Raw genomic sequence first — 14,737 nt, 5'->3', positions numbered from 1 at the left:
GAGATCCTGCGCGTCTCTTGGCGCGAAGTCGCCAGGGAGCGCCCGAAACAGGTCGAGCTGTCCGCGCTCCGATGGGTGACGACGCCGCACCGCCATGAACGGACCGGGCGAGATCAGCGTGCGAGGCGACCGACGGGCTGGCCCGTCGATGGCGTCTGGCGTTTGGCAGGAAGGACCGAACCGCGCGGGTCGGAGGTCGAGGTGACGGCGCCACGGTCGGCCCAGGTTTCGAGATCGTCGACGGAATAGACGACGCGGCCGCCGAGCTTTCGATAGGCCGGCCCCGTGCCGTAGGTGCGGTGCTTCTCCAGCGTGCGGGCTGAAAGGCTGAGGAATTCTGCGGCTTCCTTGGTCCGCAGGAAGCGCGGCGGTAGAACGGCGGTATCGGGTCGCATGGATCGGGCCTCCGTGGTGTTGCGGGAAGCCGCTGGGGTTCAGCGGCGAACAACGACCACGGTGGCGAAGGAAAGCCGGCGTGTTGCAGGGCGAAATTAGGGGGTATTGATTTCGCCCAACGGCGGATCGACGACGGCTATTATCGCCGTCGATGACGCAGCAGCTTTTTGTATCCGCCGGCGATCATGGCGCGGGCATCGCGAAGCAAGGCCTTCACGCCATGACGAGCGGAAGAAGCCTGCCATTCGTCCCGGTCGAGATGACCAATGTTGAAGAGGACTTGCGCGATCTCCTGCTGGGTCGCTCCATCGCGATCCCCGTCGATCGCCTGCAGCATCTTGCGCAACCGCGCACGCTGCTGCCGCGTCAGGCGCGTGTCGGGCGGGATGGCGCGGCCATGCAAAGCCGAAAGGAGTCGATGAACGGCCTCGATCCTGTCGAAGCCGTTCAGGCCAAGCGGAATGACCGCGACCTCCGCCGACCCCTTCTCGGCATAGTCGACGATCTGGAGGCGTTGACCGTTTCCGAGCACGTAGCGGAATGTCGCCCCGCCCTCGTCGTGCGAGGGCTGATAGCTGCCGGCCCCGAGAGGGGTGTCCGTTAGAATGCGTCGGAGGTCTACCGGCGCTTCCGTGAGGAAGACGACGCTCGTGTCATCCTGGGGAAGCCACAGGACCGCAGCCTCAGGCGGTGGCGTCCGTGGATCTACGGGGAAATCGCAAACCCCAGCGTTGCCGAATCTTGTCGCTCAGTCCTTCTGGTGCATCGGACGCCGCTAGCGTCTCGAAATCAGCGTCGTACGCTTCATTGCGGCGGAGCCACTCCCAGGCCAGATCGGACGCGGTCAATGCATCCAGATGGTCGTATTCCGCCGAGGAGCGCCATGTCGATGCATCGGGTGTCATCACAATCCCCTCCAAGTTACGCATTTTAGGGGCTTTACGATTCACTTGTGGGTTGCGTCAGGGAAGCCGGAGAGATGTCTCCAGGCGATGCCGGAGCGGCATCACGCGAACGGCCGATGCTGGCTTTCGCGGACGAGTTCACGATACCCGTGCTCTGTCATCCAATGCGCGCGCGCGAGGTGCGCCTCGTGGATATCGCGGCATCGTTTGGGCTCGCGGCCGGGGTCCAGGCCGAAAAGAACATGGACCGCTTCGCGCCAATCGGCTCCGTCACGTTCGGCGTCCAGGAGCCGCAGATAGAGTTTCATATGCTCGCGGTCGTAAGACGTGAGCGTGTTGCTGAACGGCGGTTCGTCCAGAAGCGTCGGTGTCGGTTGTCCCATCAAGCTACCATAGTCGCGCGTATCAACCTCGTTAACCGTCTTCTGAGGTTGGACGCCCTCTATGCACGACAAGGATGGCGGCTATGAGATCGGCGCCACTAGCGCGGACGATCGCTCCTCTCGTGCAGGAGCAGCACGCCCTCGCCCTTGTCGGTGGAGAGGAAGACGATCCCGCCGGCTTCGAGAGACCTTCGCACCTGATCCCGCGTGGATTCGTACACCTCAAGACGGTTTCCCGACTCAAGGCGCTTGAGGGCGGTCAGCGATACTCGGGCCTTGTCAGCGAGCGTCTCCTGTGTCCAACCCAGCAACGCGCGTGCGGCCCGTGATTGTCGGGCGGTGATCATGCATGATCACCTCCCACCGTGGCCTGTACGCACTCCAGTACTACGACTAAAATAGTCGTTCTGGAGCGAAACGTCACCAGAAATAAGCATTGGGAGGGGCCGCTACACGAGGCGCACTGCCGTTTGATGACGGGGATGATTCGGTAGCAATGAGGTGGCGGCCCCGGCCTTTCGGCCGGGGCCCTCTGTCCGCCTCAGTCGCTGCGGCGACCGTTCGGGCGGGACCAGATCAGGGAGAAGATGTCGCTATCTTCGTCGTCGAAGAGGTTGGCGTAGATCGGGGCGTTGAAGCTCGGATCGTCGAGCTTGAGGCCCAGATAGTCGCGGCCCTCGTTGGAGCGCTTGGACCAGGCGGCGCCGATCTCGGCCCGGCCGACCAGGACCCGGTGGCTGGGGGCGTTCTCGCCGCTGGCGCGCAGGTCGGGGACGATGCGGACGTTCTTGGCTTGGACGCTGAGGGTGACGATGTCGCCGGTGTACTCGTTCGAGGCGGTCTTCTTGAAGGTGCCGATGGTGGCCATTGTGGGTCTCCGTATCCATTTCCGAGCCCGCACCATTGCGGCCTCGATGGCGATCGGCAGGCCGGAGGCGAGCGACGACACATCGCTTGCGACCGGAACGCAGCGGAGGATGGCGCAGGCGCGACTTTGTTGTTTCGCGAGGAATGACGGCGCAGCCGGCAGGGGAAGAAAGTCGGGACGCGCCGTTGTGGCATAGGCGCTCGAGGCGCAGCCGTCCTTCGGCCAGATCAGGCCATTGAAGAGGCCATATGGAGCGGTCGCTGAATGGACAGAACTCGGAGACCCTGGCCACCCGCAACCGCCAAAGATCCGCTGCACGTCACCGACTTCATCGCCCCATTCCGGGCCTTCGCCCGCGACCTCTGTCCCTGACGCCAACAGCAAAGATCGCGCTGCCTGCCGGAGATCGTCGGCTCGTCACTACAGGCGCTGCCTCTCCACCCGCTCAATACGCGACCGCCTCACAGGGACTCGCCTCGGCGCTACGTGCGCTCGCCTGCTCCGGGCTTTTCCCCACGACGAAAGTGATATCCCTCTCAGTCGGAGCCGTTTAGGTCTTTCCGCATCAGACGCGAGACAGTTGGCCCGCCGAAGGGTCGGAGGCCGCCATGCCGGTGATCCGCACGAAGGCGGTCACACCGACCGCGACAGCTCCGATGATCGAGAACACGATCTGCCAGGTCTCGGACGGCATGGTGTGTTTGACGACGCCATGGGTGGCGTGGAAACCCGCGATCACCGCAGGCGCGACAAAGGCGATGGCGATCAGGAGGCGCGCCCAGATCGGGCGCACGGTGGCGAGTAGGAACTGGCCGATGCCGAAGGTCAGACCGGCCCCCGCGAAGCCGATGATGATCGCGCCGAGCCAGCCGGCGCCTGTGCCATACGCCCACATGCCGAGACTCACGCCCGCGAAGAACGGGAGCGCATAGACGGCAAGCGTGAAGAGCAGCCAGCAGAGGAAACCGATGGCGGCGAAGCTGAGAAGGATGCCAAGGAAGATCATGGTGGTATCTCCGTAAGAATGGTCTGACGGTTGCGCCTCCACCACCACCACGGCGCTGCTCAATTCTAGCAGGGAATGGCGCCGTCGGGGAGCGGACACCGATCGGTGTCCGCTTCGACCGAAGGGCCCGTCGCCCCGTCATGGGGCGAACGGATCGATCTCGCTGACGATCTCGATTTCATCGCCGTCGAATTCATTGGCGGTCGTGACCGAGAGGGTGCCGTCGCCGGCGCGGAAGATGACGATGACGGCCATCAGGGTGGTGGCGAGGCTGAAGGCGTAGGCGTGCGCGTCGGGGAAGGACATTGCTCCGGCTCCTGTTTGAGCGGAGGACCATCCCCCGCTGGCAGGCGCCCGAAGTGTCCGGCCGGGGGCCGCGATCACCGCGTAGGCGTAAGCGGGAGCGGCGGCACGCTTGCGTAGTCCGACCCTTTACGGGTTGATGGCGTCAGGCCCGCGGCCGGACCAAGGATCAGCGCAATGGATCGCGGGGTGTGGTCGTTTTCGCTTCAGGAGCCGTGGGCGTCCTGGCGCGCATGATTGTAGACCGCTTGAGCGAGTTCACGCACAATGTCGCAGGCATCATCCGCAAATCCCGCCGGCCATGCTCGCGGATCGCGCTGAAATCCGCCGCGCTGAAAATAGGGATGAATCTGGTCGACAACGAGCGCGAGTCGGGACGGGAGGTTCAGACCGGCGCGTTCGGCGTATCGAGCCGCCTTATCCAGATCGTGACCGATCTGCACTCGATTCCAGGCGTCGGTGCTCGCGGTGCGGAGCAGATGAGACTTGAGCAGCAGCTCCGTCGCGACAGCGATCGAGTGAAGAGCGAGCTTATCGGCGGATTGCGTGGTCGCCCATGATGCGCAGTCGAGCTGAGTCATCGCGTTCCGTCGGAACATCTCGGAGATATGAAGGTCCGGCGCGAAGTCATCTGGGAATGGTAGAAGGTCCGGCATCGCGCCAAGATGCCAAAGTAACAGAAATATCCAACCCGATTGCTTCGCCCGATTTGCACTGATTTACACGCGGCATGCCGGAGTTCCGACTTTCAGACATGTCGACTTCGGTTGAAGGCGAACAGCCAAGGGCGGCGCTTACGCGCCGCCCGATCCGAACCGATAGACCGGAATGCCCAGCTTGCGGGCCTTATCGGCGAGATTGTCCTGAATGCCGGTGCCGGGGAAGACCACGACGCCAATCGGCATGACGGTCAGCATCTGATCGTTGCGCTTGAAGGGCGCGGCCTTGCCGTGCTTCGTCCAGTCGGGTTTGAAGGCGACCTGCGGCACCTTGCGGGTATCAGCCCAGCGGGCGGCGATCTTCTCGGCGCCTTTGGGCGTGCCGCCGTGCATCAGCACCATGTCGGGGTGCTTGCCGTGGATCTGGTCGAGCTTGGCCCAGATGGCCTGGTGGTCCGTGGTGTCGCCGCCGGAGAAGGCGATCTTCGGCCCGGTCGGAACCAGCACCTCGGTTTCCGCGCGACGCTTGGCGGCGAGGAAGTCGCGGCTGTCGATCATCGCGGCGGTGAGATGGCGATGGTTGACCCGTGATCCGGTCCGGGGCGACCACGGCGAGCCCGTGACGCGAAGGTAATGCTCGGCTGCGCTTTCGCGGAAAACTTCCAGGCTGTCGCGGCGTTCGACCAGGCTCTTGCCCATGTCGATCAGGTTCTCGAGCTGTAGTGACTTGACCTCGGAGCCGTCCTGTTCGCGCTGGAGGCGCTTCTGGCCCTGTTCGTTGTCGTCCAGCGTATTGTCGACGCGGCTGACGGCGCGGTGGAACATATTGACGGTCGACCAGAGCAGTTCGTTGAGGTCGTGATCGAGGCTGGTGTCGGCCAGGGTGGCGATGAGGGCGTCGAAGATGTCTGCGACGGCTCCCTCAATGACGCGGTCTTCCGGGACCGGGCGGGGATCGGGTTCGTCCTCGGAGGGGCGATAGCCGTAGAGCTGGAGTTCCTGCAGCATGTCGTCGGTGGGAGACGAGTCATGGTGCGGTTCGAAGTCGTCGTGCTCGTTCATGGGATGCTCCGTCGGTTGGACCGCGACCGTCGCGGCCTTCATGGCGACGAAGCCGTCGGGCGGGTCGGACCTGCACCCGGAGCAAGGCGCAGGGCCGAAGCGTCAGCGGAGGATGGCGAAGGCCGGCGATTTTGTTTCGCGATGGAAAGGCGCGGTACGCGCCGCCGGAAAATCGTCGGCCGCAGCCATTGCCGATCCGGCCCGGCTGACGGCCGATCGCCCTCTCGAAGGCCGAGGCGCGGTCCCTCTGACGGGTCCAGCAGCCAGCGAGCAAGGCGGCGCCGGGCCGCCTCGCTTTCCGATACCGGCTATGCTGCGATCGCCATGAAGCGAGCGACGTCCTGGGGGGCGAGCTGCACGCGGATTCCTGACCGAAGCGCATCCAGTCCAAGCAGGCGCAGATCTTCATTGCAGTCCCCGAGCACCGGCGAAAGCACGATCGCTTCGATCCCGGCCGCATTGGCGCGTTCGATCAGATTGTCCCGCGCGCCGTCTCCTGCCGGATCGTTGTCGCGGACGATGTAGAGCCTGCGAAGCGTCGACGGGAACAGGATGGCGGCAAGGTGCGCCGCTGAGAGCGCGGGCGCGATCGCCATGTCGGGTACGATCTGACGCAGCGATAGCATGGTTTCGATGCCTTCGCCTGCCGCCATCACATCTCCCGGCATGCCGATGCGGACCGCATGACCGAGCAGATCGCCCATCGCCTTGCGCTGCGTGTCGATCGGCGCCTTGTCGGAGCCGTCTAGCGAGAGCCACGTGCGGTGGGCTCCCGTGATCGTGCCGCCCAGATCGGTGACGGCGGCGATCATCGCCGGCCAGGTTTCGGTCGGGCTATCGTCCTCGGGGCGGTAGTAGCACCTCGGATGGAATCGCAGGCTGCCGGTCCCGTGCAAAGCCGTAATCCCGCGTTTGCGGAGATACGTTTCCACGATGGTGCCCGCGATCGGCTGCGACATGGCGAAGAGGCGGCGCGCCGCCTCGGACGATCCCGATGGGGCTGGCGCTCTGCCCTGTCGTGATGGCGCCGGTGGCGGTTCGGGTTGCGGCATGCTGAGAAAGCTGCGTGCCTCTTCGGCGACATCGGTGAAGTCGATGAGGCCGAGCGATTCCCGGATCACGTCGAGCAGGTCGCCATGCTCGCCAGTCGCCGCATCGTTCCATTTGCCCGCTGGCCCCTTGGGGGTATCGCGGAGCCGCACAAACATCGAGCGGCCCCTGGCGTTGCGGACGTCGCCGACCTGCCAATAGCCGCCCTGACGGCGGCCGTTGGAAAGGTAATGGCGGCAGACCGCCTCGGCCTGTCGGCCGAGACGCTGCGCCAGATCGGAGGCGTTGATCCGTGTCATCATGCCGCCTCCCGCTCGGAGATGCGAGCCAGCGGATAGATGTCGAGCAGCTTTCCGAGGATGGCCGGCCCGGTTGCGTCGACGGGCACGAAGAAGCGCAGCTTCCACGAGATGATCTCGCTATACAGCCCGTAGCTCCGCAGCCGATCGCGCATCGTGTCGGTGAACCCGGAGAGTTCGATGCGGTTCGCGCCCATGACACGGACCCGGCGAAGCTGAAGGCCTTCGGCGAGGTCGAGGATGGTGCGGCCGTCGATCAGGGCCGCATAGGCGTCCTCCGCGCCGAGGTTGGTCGCGCCGGTCGAGGCGGCGTTGGCGGCCCAGGCGGGCGAGACGCGTCGGCCGATGATGCGCTCGCCGTCATCGGTTTGAAGGCGATAAACGCGCGTCGACTCGTTGGGCAGGCGCTTCCAGACGGGCAGCAACAGGCCGCTGACCATATGGATCGTGCTTTCGGTGAAGGTCGGGACCTCCGACACCTCGCGCTGCCAGATGGCGGCGAAGGTCTCGCGATCGGCCTCTTGCCAGTGGCTGTCGACCATCATTTTCAGCGACGCGTGATGCTGCTCCATCGGCCGGATCAGCCGGACGCGCCGTTCAATCTCGCCATCGTCGAGCATGAGCGACGGCGCCGGAATCTGCACAGCGGCGCGCCCGGATCGCTCGTTGATGAGCAGCCGGGCATGCGGATCGTCAAGCCAGGCCAGCGCGGTCTTCGTCGACGTCGGCCTATTGCGACGGCGTTCGGCGATACTGAGAAGGCGCGCTTCCGCGCCCGTCGCGGGATGGGTGTAGATGGTGGTCCGCTCCGTGACGATGAAGCTCTCTGCCGTCAGCGTCTCCAGGCCGGTGTCATAGACTCCGCTGGCGATCGCGCCCGCCACCTTCGACTCGAGCAGCAGTTCGAAGGCGGTAAACAGGATGCCCTGCAGCTCGATGGTCAGGGCGAGCAGCCGGTTGAGGAACGTCGTGATCGGCGGCAATTCGTCCTTGATGCCGCCCTCGTCCATCAGCTTCAGGCCGGTGGCCTCCTCGAAACGCTGGAGCGAACAGCCTTCAACCTTGCCCCGCACAATCTGGAGATAGAGCTGGCGAAGGGCATCGCGAGCGTAGGTCGATTCCAGATTGTCCTCGGGCCGGAACAGGCCCTGTCCGCCGGTCTGGCGCTGGCCGCGCGTGATCGCGCCCAACGTGTCGAGGCGGCGGGCAATGGTGGAGAGGAAGCGCTTCTCCGCCTTCACGTCCGTGGCGATCGGCCGGAACAGCGGCGGCTGCGCCTGGTTGGTGCGGTTGGTGCGACCAAGGCCCTGGATGGCGGCGTCGGCCTTCCAGCCCGGTTCCAACAGATAGTGAACGCGCAGGCGCTGATTCCGCGCGGAGAGTTCGGCGTGATAGCTACGCCCGATGCCGCCCGCGTCCGAGAAGACGAGGATGCGTTTCTGATCGTCCATGAAGGCGCTGGTCTCGGCGAGGTTCGCCGATGGCGCGCGGTTCTCGACCACGAGGCGATGGCCCTTGCGCACGATGCGCCGCGATCGGCCCGTCACCTCCGCGACCATCTCCGTGCCGAAACGCTGCACGATCTGGTCGAGCGCGCCGGGCACCGGCGGGAGCGAAGCGAGCCGTTCGATCAGATCGTTGCGGCGGGCGACGGCTTCCCTGCTCTCGACAGGCTGGCCATCCCGATAGACCGGGCGTGACGACAGATTGCCCTCGGAGTCGGTGAAGGGCTCGTAGAGCTGCACCGGGAAGGAATGGGCGAGATAGTCCAGGACATACTCCCGCGGCGTGATGTCCACGCGCACGTCGTTCCATTCCTCTGTCGGAATCTCCGCCAGCCGACGTTCCATCAAGGCTTCGCCCGTCGAGACGATCTGGATCACGGCGGCATGGCCCGCATCGAGATCGCCTTCGATGGAGCGGATCAGCGTCGGCGTCTTCATCGACGTGAGCAGATGGCCGAAGAAGCGCTGCTTGGCGGACTCGAACGCCGAGCGGGCGGCGGACTTGGCCTGCTTATTCAGCGTGCCGTCGCTGCCGGTGATGTTGGCGGCCTGCATCGCCGCATCGAGATTGTTATGGATGACTGCGAAGGCGCCAGCATAGGCATCATAAATGCCCCGCTGTTCATCGGTGAGCTGGTGTTCAACCAACTCGTATTCGACGCCGTCATACGAGAGCGACCGGGCGGTGTAGAGGCCGAGCGATCTGAGATCGCGCGCGAGCACCTCCATGGCCGCCACGCCGCCGTCCTCGATGGCTTCGACGAATTCGGCGCGGGTGGCGAAGGGAAAGTCCTCCCCGCCCCAGAGGCCGAGCCGCTGCGCATAAGCGAGATTGTGGACCGTGGTGGCTCCGGTGGCGGACACATAGGTCACGCGCGCATTCGGCAGGGCGTGCTGGAGGCGCAAACCTGCGCGGCCCTGCTGCGAGGCGGCGACGTCGCCGCGTTCACCCTTTCCGCCAGCGGCGTTCTGCATGGCGTGCGCCTCGTCGAAGATGATGGCTCCATCGAAATCGGAGCCCAACCAATCGACGATCTGCCGGACGCGCGAAACCTTCTCGCCGCGGTCATCGGAGCGTAGCGTGGCGTAGGTCGTAAATAGGACGCCTTCCGACAGGGTAATGGGCTTGCCTTGCGGGAAGCGCGACAGCGGCGTGACCAGCAGCCGTTCCATTCCGAGCGCCGACCAATCGCGCTGCGCGTCCTCGATCAGCTTATCGGACTTCGAGACCCAGACCGCCTTGCGGCGACCGCGCAGCCAGTTGTCGAGGATGATGCCCGCTGACTGACGGCCCTTGCCGGCGCCAGTCCCGTCGCCGAGCATGTAGCCGCGCCGGAAGCGCACGGCGTTCTCGGCGTCGGGCGGAGCGGCCTTCACGAGATCGAAGGTCTCATCGACCGTCCATGAGCCGGCGAGGAAATCGGAATGGGCCGCGCCGGCGAAGATGACGGTTTCGATCTGGGCGTCGGACAGGAGATCGCAGATGTTCGCCGGCAGCATCGGCCGGTAGCTCGGCTTGGGCGGCGCGATGCTGGCCATGGCCGCCGACTGCACGAGCTTGGTCGGATGCGCCTGCGCGCCGGGGATGCGGATCGACTGCAACCCGTATTCTTCGTAGATCACCTCGGTGAGACGCGTGCCCTCGGGCGGCGTCCAGTCGACGATTTCATAGGCGAGTTCGACACCGTCCGGCTCGATGGCGAGCGATGCGGCCGGGCGAGCGACCGAGGCGCGCGCGAGATAGCCGCGTACAGTGCGCGGCGTGGTGGCCGGGGTGGCGGGCGAAGCCGGCGTCGTCGCCGTGGCAAGGCGCGAGGGGACCTGGGCCCCGATCCAGCCGAGCAAGGTCGCGACATCTGGCGCAACGCCCGCAGAGGTCGGGAAGACGGCCGGATCGTCAGCCGGGAGCTTGTCGATGACGGTCAGCCGGGTCTCGATCGTCGTGCCGTGCCGAGCGTAGACCGAGCCGTCGATCGCTGCGGTGAAGACGACGCGGCCACGCTCCTGGAGCCGCCTGAAAGCGTCGGTCCAGGCCGGGATTTCGGGCCCGAAGTTCGCGCCGGTGATGGCGACCAGTCGGCCGCCGTCGGCGAGACGCGCCAGGGCCGAGGTGACATGCCGATAGGCGGCATCAGCCATGCGGCCGGAGACATGGGCCATGGCCGAGAACGGCGGGTTCATGATGACGACGGCGGGCGCGTGGGTCGGCGGGAGATGATCGTCGATCTGGGCCGCGTCGAAACGCGAGACGGCGATGGCCGGGAAGAGAGCGGCGAGCAGATCGGCGCGGGCGTCGGACAGCTCGTTGAGGAGAAGTTCGCCGCCGCTGATCTGGGCGAGGATTGCGAGCAGCCCGGTGCCGGCCGACGGCTCAAGCACGAGGTCGCCCGGCGCAATGGCGGCCGCGGTCACGGCGGCGAGCCCAAGCGGCGTCGGCGTCGAGAATTGCTGCAATGCCTGACTTTCCTCGGAGCGGCGCGTGTGCGTCGGCAGGAGGCCGGTGATTTTCGTGATGGCGGAAAGCCGTGCAGCCGGAGAAGCGGCTTTGCGGAAAAGCGCCTTGCCGTATTTCTGAAGGAACAGCACGGTCGCCGCTTCGCAGGCGTCGTAGGCCGTCTTCCAGGTCCATGCGCCGGTCGTGTCCGATGCGCCGAACGCCGCTTCCATCGCGCCGCGCAGCGCTGTGGCGTCGATGCGTTCGCCGCGCTCGAGGTGGGTCAGAAGACGCAGGGCCGCGCCGAACGCGGCGACCTCTGCTGCAGGAACGGGAACGACAGGAGGGGATGCGGCGGCGTCGGCCGCCGCTGATGTCAAAGCCAGGGTCATGGGAAATGCCTCGGGGAGAGCGGAGACGGGGAAGCCCGCGCGGCGCTCTCTCTCAACCGCCCGGACTCGTCCCGTTCCGGCGACCCTCTCCCTCTCGAGGGACTCGCAATGGCTGACATGAAAAAAGCGCCCAACCGCGAAGGCTAGGCGCTTTGGGTATCAACCGAACCGGCAACCGGCCTCGGTGAAGGTGTAGTCGTTGGCGGCGATGGATTCGTCGATCGCCTCGTCCGAGGTCAGATGCTCATACTCGCGTTCGAGCTGGCGATAGAGCCATCGGGCGAGATCGCGCAACGCCTCGGTGACGGCTTCTTCCGCGCCGTCGGTCATGGGCTGCCAGGTCGGACTGTCGCGGTCGACGGAAATCGACATGCAGTATTCGTGATAGTATCGCCCGCCATGCGTGGCTTCGGCGCGGAGCTGGAAGAAATTGCGCCGCTGCACGACCTGAAGCGCATCGGCGATCCTATGAAGGGCTTCGTCGTGCGGGGCATAATCGCGCAGCGCCTTCGGCGCGCCCTTGCGATAGCGATAATGGGCCTCGAAACAGGCGCCGTCGCCCTGACTCCAGAAGCCGCGAAACCAGATGCAAAGCTCTTGGCGGCTACCGCCGCCATGGAGCCGGATCAGGGCAATCGCATATGGCTCACGCGAGTAAGCCATTGAGATCTCCCTTTCCCAGGTGGCAGAGGTTTTCGCGCATCTTATCGTCCGCAGGACAGGACAGTACATCACCTGACAGGATGAGCTTGCCCGGATCGGAATGCCTTGGGATGTCGAAACCCCAAGGCATCTTTATTCAGTCGACAAGAACGGCCAGTCGCACCACAAGGGGCGATTTTACTTGGCGGCGAAGGCAAGCAGGTCCGGGTTCACCACATCAGGATGCGTGGCAAAGAGCCCGTGCGACAGCCCGGGATAGGTCCGCAGCGTGCCGTCCCGGACAAGCTTGATCGCCTTATGCGCCGAATTGCTGATCGGGACGATCTGATCGTCCTCACCATGGATGAAAAGGACCGGCACGCTGAGCGCGGTCAGATCCTCGGTGAAATCCGTTTCCGAGAAAGCGGCGATGCAGTCGTAATGCGCCTTGGCGCCCCCGGCCATGCCCTGACGCCACCAGTTCTGGATCAGTCCCTGACTGACGGTGGCGCCTTCGCGGTTGAAGCCGTAAAATGGTCCGCTCGCGACATCCAGAAAGAACTGCGCCCTGTTCGCCACCAGCGCGGTACGGAAGCCGTCGAAGACCTCCATGGGAATGCCGTCCGGATTCTTGTCGGACTGCACCATCACCGGCGGAACCGCGCCAATCAGCACGACCTTGGCGACCCGGCCAGCCTGCGCTCGCGCCGCATAGCGCGCCGCTTCGCCGCCGCCGGTGGAATGTCCGATATGGACGACATCGCGCAGGTCAAGCGACTCGGCCAGTTCCGCCACGTCAGCGGCGTATGTGTCCATCTCGTTGCCGGTGTCGGTCTGGTCGGACCGGCCATGCCCGCGGCGGTCATGCGCGATGACGCGGTAACCTTCGGCCAGAAAGAACAGCATCTGGCTGTCCCAGTCATCAGAGCTGAGGGGCCAGCCATGGTGGAACATGACAGGCTGCGCATCCTTCGGTCCCCAGTCCTTGTAGAAGAGGCGGGTGCCGTCCGAGGTGGTGAAAAAGGCCATTGCAAGATCTCCTGTGGGCAACGAGGGTTGGGCAAATCCGGGAAAGGGCGTCACGAGTGCGATCGCAAGGGCTCGGGCAGTGCAGGGCAGAGCACGTGGCGTCGGGTCAAAGCTGGCTGATGCAGGCTGGCGATGGAATTCATATGCGAACCTCACATTTGCAGGCTTCCGCAGGATCGGGACACGTCCTCCTGCATTCCCCAAGTGGCGTGTCGTTTGAGGTGAAGATCGCCTGTATCCGAGCGCTAGACAAGGATTTTCTGCCGCAAGCGGCACCTGCGGTCGCGCAGACTGCTGGATCTGGACGGATCAGACCGCGAAGCCGCTGTTTCCTTGCCCAGGGGCGGCGTTTTTCAGCGCAGCGGACAGATCTGTCCAGCCGCTTTCGTTCAGTTTGAGCGTGGATCGCGATCATGCGCATAGCGGTGGCGCTCGCAATCGGCGGATAGCGGCGAGGATGGCGCGTACCATCGTGCCGGTGACAGCGACCTCGGCCAGCTGGAAGGTGATGGTGCGGGCGTGACGGACCACACGTGCCCCGATCTTGATCAGCTTCAGTTGCAGGCTGATCAACGACCAGTCGGCCATGGCCTCGGGCAGCTCGATGCAGCGCAAGAAGGTGGCCAGGTTGTACGCCAGGGCGTGCAGTTGCAGCCGCACCTCATTGTCGCGGAACTTCCGGCACGACAGCCGCGTCCAGCGAAAGGCGTATTTGCCCTCTTTGATGTGCTGCTCGGCGGTGCCGCGCTGGTTGTAGAACCGCACCACCCAGTCCGGCTCCATCGGCAGGTTGGTGACGATGAAGCCGACACGCGGGAACAGTTCGCCCGGATGCCATTCGATCTTGGCGATCACCCGGCGTTCCTTGTCCCAGGACGCCGCCTGATACTCGAATTCCTCGAAGAACCGCTTGACCTTGGTCAGTGACGGCCGCCCGACAGGGCGCGTTAGCCGATGCGCGATCTTGTCCTTGAGGACCGCGTTTGCGGGCAGCCGGATGGCGTAGAAGAACCGCGCTTCTTCCAATCGCTCATAGATCGCCGGGATCGCGTAGGCAGCATCGGCCCGGAAGAACCTGCCACCAAGGTCGCGCTCCGCGTAGCGCGCAATGACGGGGTCGAGAACATCACGCCAGCCATCGGCGCTGTGGACGTTGCCATGGCGCAGGGCGCAGCGTTCCAGCATCCCGAACTGGTTGAACAGAAAGTTGGGGTGATAGCAGCTACAGTCGAAATGGCCATTCCAGGCGGACCCTTCCTGGTCGCCATGGGTCGGGCTGACCGAGCTGTCCATGTCCAGAACGATGTACTTCAGCCCGTTACGGTCATGGAACCGGTCGATCCATTGCCCGTTCAGGTCGGCCAGCGCGGCACGGTTCCCGGCCAGAGCCAGCGTCTCGGTCTCGAACCGTCCCATCTGCGATGCCGAGGCCGCTTGTGCATCGACCGCTCTGCCGCCGACAACTTGGCGCATGACCGGATCGCAGGCGAGACGGTTGGCGTCGTTGACATCCTCGTATCCGGCCAGCCGCCCAAAGACTGATTGCCGGAACAGGCCGTCGAGCCGATGGACCGTGTTCTTGCCAGAGCGAGTATCGCGCAGCGCCGCTGACGCCAAATCGGACAACCCGAGCGCGTCATCAAGCTCGCGCATCACCAGAAGGCCGCCGTCGGAACTGAGCTGCGTGCCGCGAAATTCCAGCCGCACGCGAGGGTCGAAATCCACCCGATCTGCCCGTTGCAAGCCCGCACCCTCTGGGTGATCCATGAAACGCGCCCCTCGCAGCCTTCAACACCATGTTTTA

Annotated in this window: 15 protein-coding genes; 1 reads left to right on the top strand and 14 read right to left on the bottom strand. The window is 64.9% G+C overall.

The features are described from left to right. Positions 1-113: 113 nt before the first annotated feature. The 8 genes from M8231_RS16825 to M8231_RS16790 all read right to left on the bottom strand — a co-directional run bounded on the left by M8231_RS16825 (position 114) and on the right by M8231_RS16790 (position 3,864). A complete protein-coding gene (locus M8231_RS16825) occupies positions 114-395 on the bottom strand; it encodes a helix-turn-helix transcriptional regulator (RefSeq protein WP_039248249.1) in 282 nt (93 codons plus the stop codon). 140 nt (positions 396-535) lie between these two features. Then, on the bottom strand, positions 536-928 hold the full coding sequence (locus M8231_RS16820) for a DUF2285 domain-containing protein (protein WP_235890290.1): 393 nt from the start codon (positions 926-928) through the stop codon (positions 536-538). A 151-nt stretch (positions 929-1,079) separates the two neighbouring features. Continuing rightward, the gene (locus M8231_RS16815) at positions 1,080-1,325 is read right to left on the bottom strand and encodes a transcriptional regulator domain-containing protein (RefSeq protein WP_250201985.1); all 246 of its coding nucleotides are present in this window, start codon (positions 1,323-1,325) and stop codon (positions 1,080-1,082) included. 77 nt (positions 1,326-1,402) lie between these two features. After that, positions 1,403-1,609 carry a DUF2285 domain-containing protein gene (locus M8231_RS16810; protein WP_431307116.1) on the bottom strand — a complete coding sequence of 69 codons (207 nt, stop codon included), beginning with the start codon at positions 1,607-1,609 and terminating at the stop codon, positions 1,403-1,405. 173 nt (positions 1,610-1,782) lie between these two features. Further along, positions 1,783-2,031 (bottom strand): helix-turn-helix domain-containing protein, encoded by a 249-nt coding sequence (locus M8231_RS16805; protein WP_039248242.1) that lies wholly within the window; start codon positions 2,029-2,031, stop codon positions 1,783-1,785. A gap of 194 nt (positions 2,032-2,225) precedes the next feature. Continuing rightward, positions 2,226-2,552, bottom strand: a complete 327-nt coding sequence (locus M8231_RS16800) for a DUF736 domain-containing protein (protein ID WP_039248240.1) — start codon at positions 2,550-2,552, stop codon at positions 2,226-2,228. Between the two features lie 565 nt (positions 2,553-3,117). After that, the gene (locus tag M8231_RS16795) at positions 3,118-3,558 is read right to left on the bottom strand and encodes a hypothetical protein (protein ID WP_039248237.1); all 441 of its coding nucleotides are present in this window, start codon (positions 3,556-3,558) and stop codon (positions 3,118-3,120) included. Between the two features lie 138 nt (positions 3,559-3,696). Beyond that, positions 3,697-3,864, bottom strand: a complete 168-nt coding sequence (locus M8231_RS16790; RefSeq protein WP_167334182.1) for a hypothetical protein — start codon at positions 3,862-3,864, stop codon at positions 3,697-3,699. Positions 3,865-4,076: 212 nt separating this feature from the next. Between M8231_RS16790 and M8231_RS16785 the strand changes: the two genes are divergently transcribed. Continuing rightward, on the top strand, positions 4,077-4,421 hold the full coding sequence (locus M8231_RS16785) for a hypothetical protein (protein ID WP_250201984.1): 345 nt from the start codon (positions 4,077-4,079) through the stop codon (positions 4,419-4,421). Positions 4,422-4,655: 234 nt separating this feature from the next. Here M8231_RS16785 and M8231_RS16780 read toward each other — a convergent pair whose 3' ends face one another. The 6 genes from M8231_RS16780 to M8231_RS16755 all read right to left on the bottom strand — a co-directional run bounded on the left by M8231_RS16780 (position 4,656) and on the right by M8231_RS16755 (position 14,700). Next, positions 4,656-5,582, bottom strand: a complete 927-nt coding sequence (locus M8231_RS16780; RefSeq protein WP_039248301.1) for a DUF2493 domain-containing protein — start codon at positions 5,580-5,582, stop codon at positions 4,656-4,658. Between the two features lie 308 nt (positions 5,583-5,890). Then, positions 5,891-6,934, bottom strand: coding sequence for a DUF7146 domain-containing protein (locus tag M8231_RS16775; protein WP_039248233.1), 1,044 nt, complete (start codon positions 6,932-6,934; stop codon positions 5,891-5,893). After that, positions 6,931-11,262: a strawberry notch-like NTP hydrolase domain-containing protein gene (locus M8231_RS16770; RefSeq protein ID WP_250201983.1), complete on the bottom strand. Its 4,332-nt coding sequence runs from the start codon at positions 11,260-11,262 to the stop codon at positions 6,931-6,933. Before M8231_RS16770 ends, M8231_RS16775 begins: the two co-directional genes overlap by 4 nt. A gap of 159 nt (positions 11,263-11,421) precedes the next feature. Continuing rightward, complete coding sequence (locus M8231_RS16765; RefSeq protein WP_250201982.1) at positions 11,422-11,925, bottom strand: DUF8835 domain-containing pootine; 504 nt, start codon at positions 11,923-11,925, stop codon at positions 11,422-11,424. Between the two features lie 177 nt (positions 11,926-12,102). Next, positions 12,103-12,933 carry an alpha/beta fold hydrolase gene (locus M8231_RS16760; RefSeq protein WP_046001955.1) on the bottom strand — a complete coding sequence of 277 codons (831 nt, stop codon included), beginning with the start codon at positions 12,931-12,933 and terminating at the stop codon, positions 12,103-12,105. A 411-nt stretch (positions 12,934-13,344) separates the two neighbouring features. Continuing rightward, positions 13,345-14,700, bottom strand: coding sequence for an IS1380-like element IS1247 family transposase (locus M8231_RS16755; protein ID WP_084693981.1), 1,356 nt, complete (start codon positions 14,698-14,700; stop codon positions 13,345-13,347). Positions 14,701-14,737: the final 37 nt, after the last annotated feature.

The sequence above is a fragment of the Brevundimonas albigilva genome (assembly GCF_023573565.1).
GTDB lineage: Bacteria > Pseudomonadota > Alphaproteobacteria > Caulobacterales > Caulobacteraceae > Brevundimonas > Brevundimonas albigilva.
Note: the sequence above shows the minus strand (reverse complement) of the source record. Positions and strands in the feature narration are given on the sequence as shown.

Bases quoted from the DNA above. Each gene is read 5' to 3' on its own strand.
- M8231_RS16775 (WP_039248233.1), bottom strand. From the start codon at position 6,934: ATGATGACACGGATCAACGCCTCCGATCTGGCGCAGCGTCTCGGCCGA.
- M8231_RS16810 (WP_431307116.1), bottom strand. From the start codon at position 1,609: ATGAAACTCTATCTGCGGCTCCTGGACGCCGAACGTGACGGAGCCGAT.
- M8231_RS16805 (WP_039248242.1), bottom strand. From the start codon at position 2,031: ATGATCACCGCCCGACAATCACGGGCCGCACGCGCGTTGCTGGGTTGG.
- M8231_RS16765 (WP_250201982.1), bottom strand. From the start codon at position 11,925: ATGGCTTACTCGCGTGAGCCATATGCGATTGCCCTGATCCGGCTCCAT.
- M8231_RS16780 (WP_039248301.1), bottom strand. From the start codon at position 5,582: ATGAACGAGCACGACGACTTCGAACCGCACCATGACTCGTCTCCCACC.
- M8231_RS16795 (WP_039248237.1), bottom strand. From the start codon at position 3,558: ATGATCTTCCTTGGCATCCTTCTCAGCTTCGCCGCCATCGGTTTCCTC.
- M8231_RS16800 (WP_039248240.1), bottom strand. From the start codon at position 2,552: ATGGCCACCATCGGCACCTTCAAGAAGACCGCCTCGAACGAGTACACC.
- M8231_RS16790 (WP_167334182.1), bottom strand. From the start codon at position 3,864: ATGTCCTTCCCCGACGCGCACGCCTACGCCTTCAGCCTCGCCACCACC.
- M8231_RS16755 (WP_084693981.1), bottom strand. From the start codon at position 14,700: ATGGATCACCCAGAGGGTGCGGGCTTGCAACGGGCAGATCGGGTGGAT.
- M8231_RS16815 (WP_250201985.1), bottom strand. From the start codon at position 1,325: ATGCGTAACTTGGAGGGGATTGTGATGACACCCGATGCATCGACATGG.
- M8231_RS16825 (WP_039248249.1), bottom strand. From the start codon at position 395: ATGCGACCCGATACCGCCGTTCTACCGCCGCGCTTCCTGCGGACCAAG.
- M8231_RS16760 (WP_046001955.1), bottom strand. From the start codon at position 12,933: ATGGCCTTTTTCACCACCTCGGACGGCACCCGCCTCTTCTACAAGGAC.
- M8231_RS16770 (WP_250201983.1), bottom strand. From the start codon at position 11,262: ATGACCCTGGCTTTGACATCAGCGGCGGCCGACGCCGCCGCATCCCCT.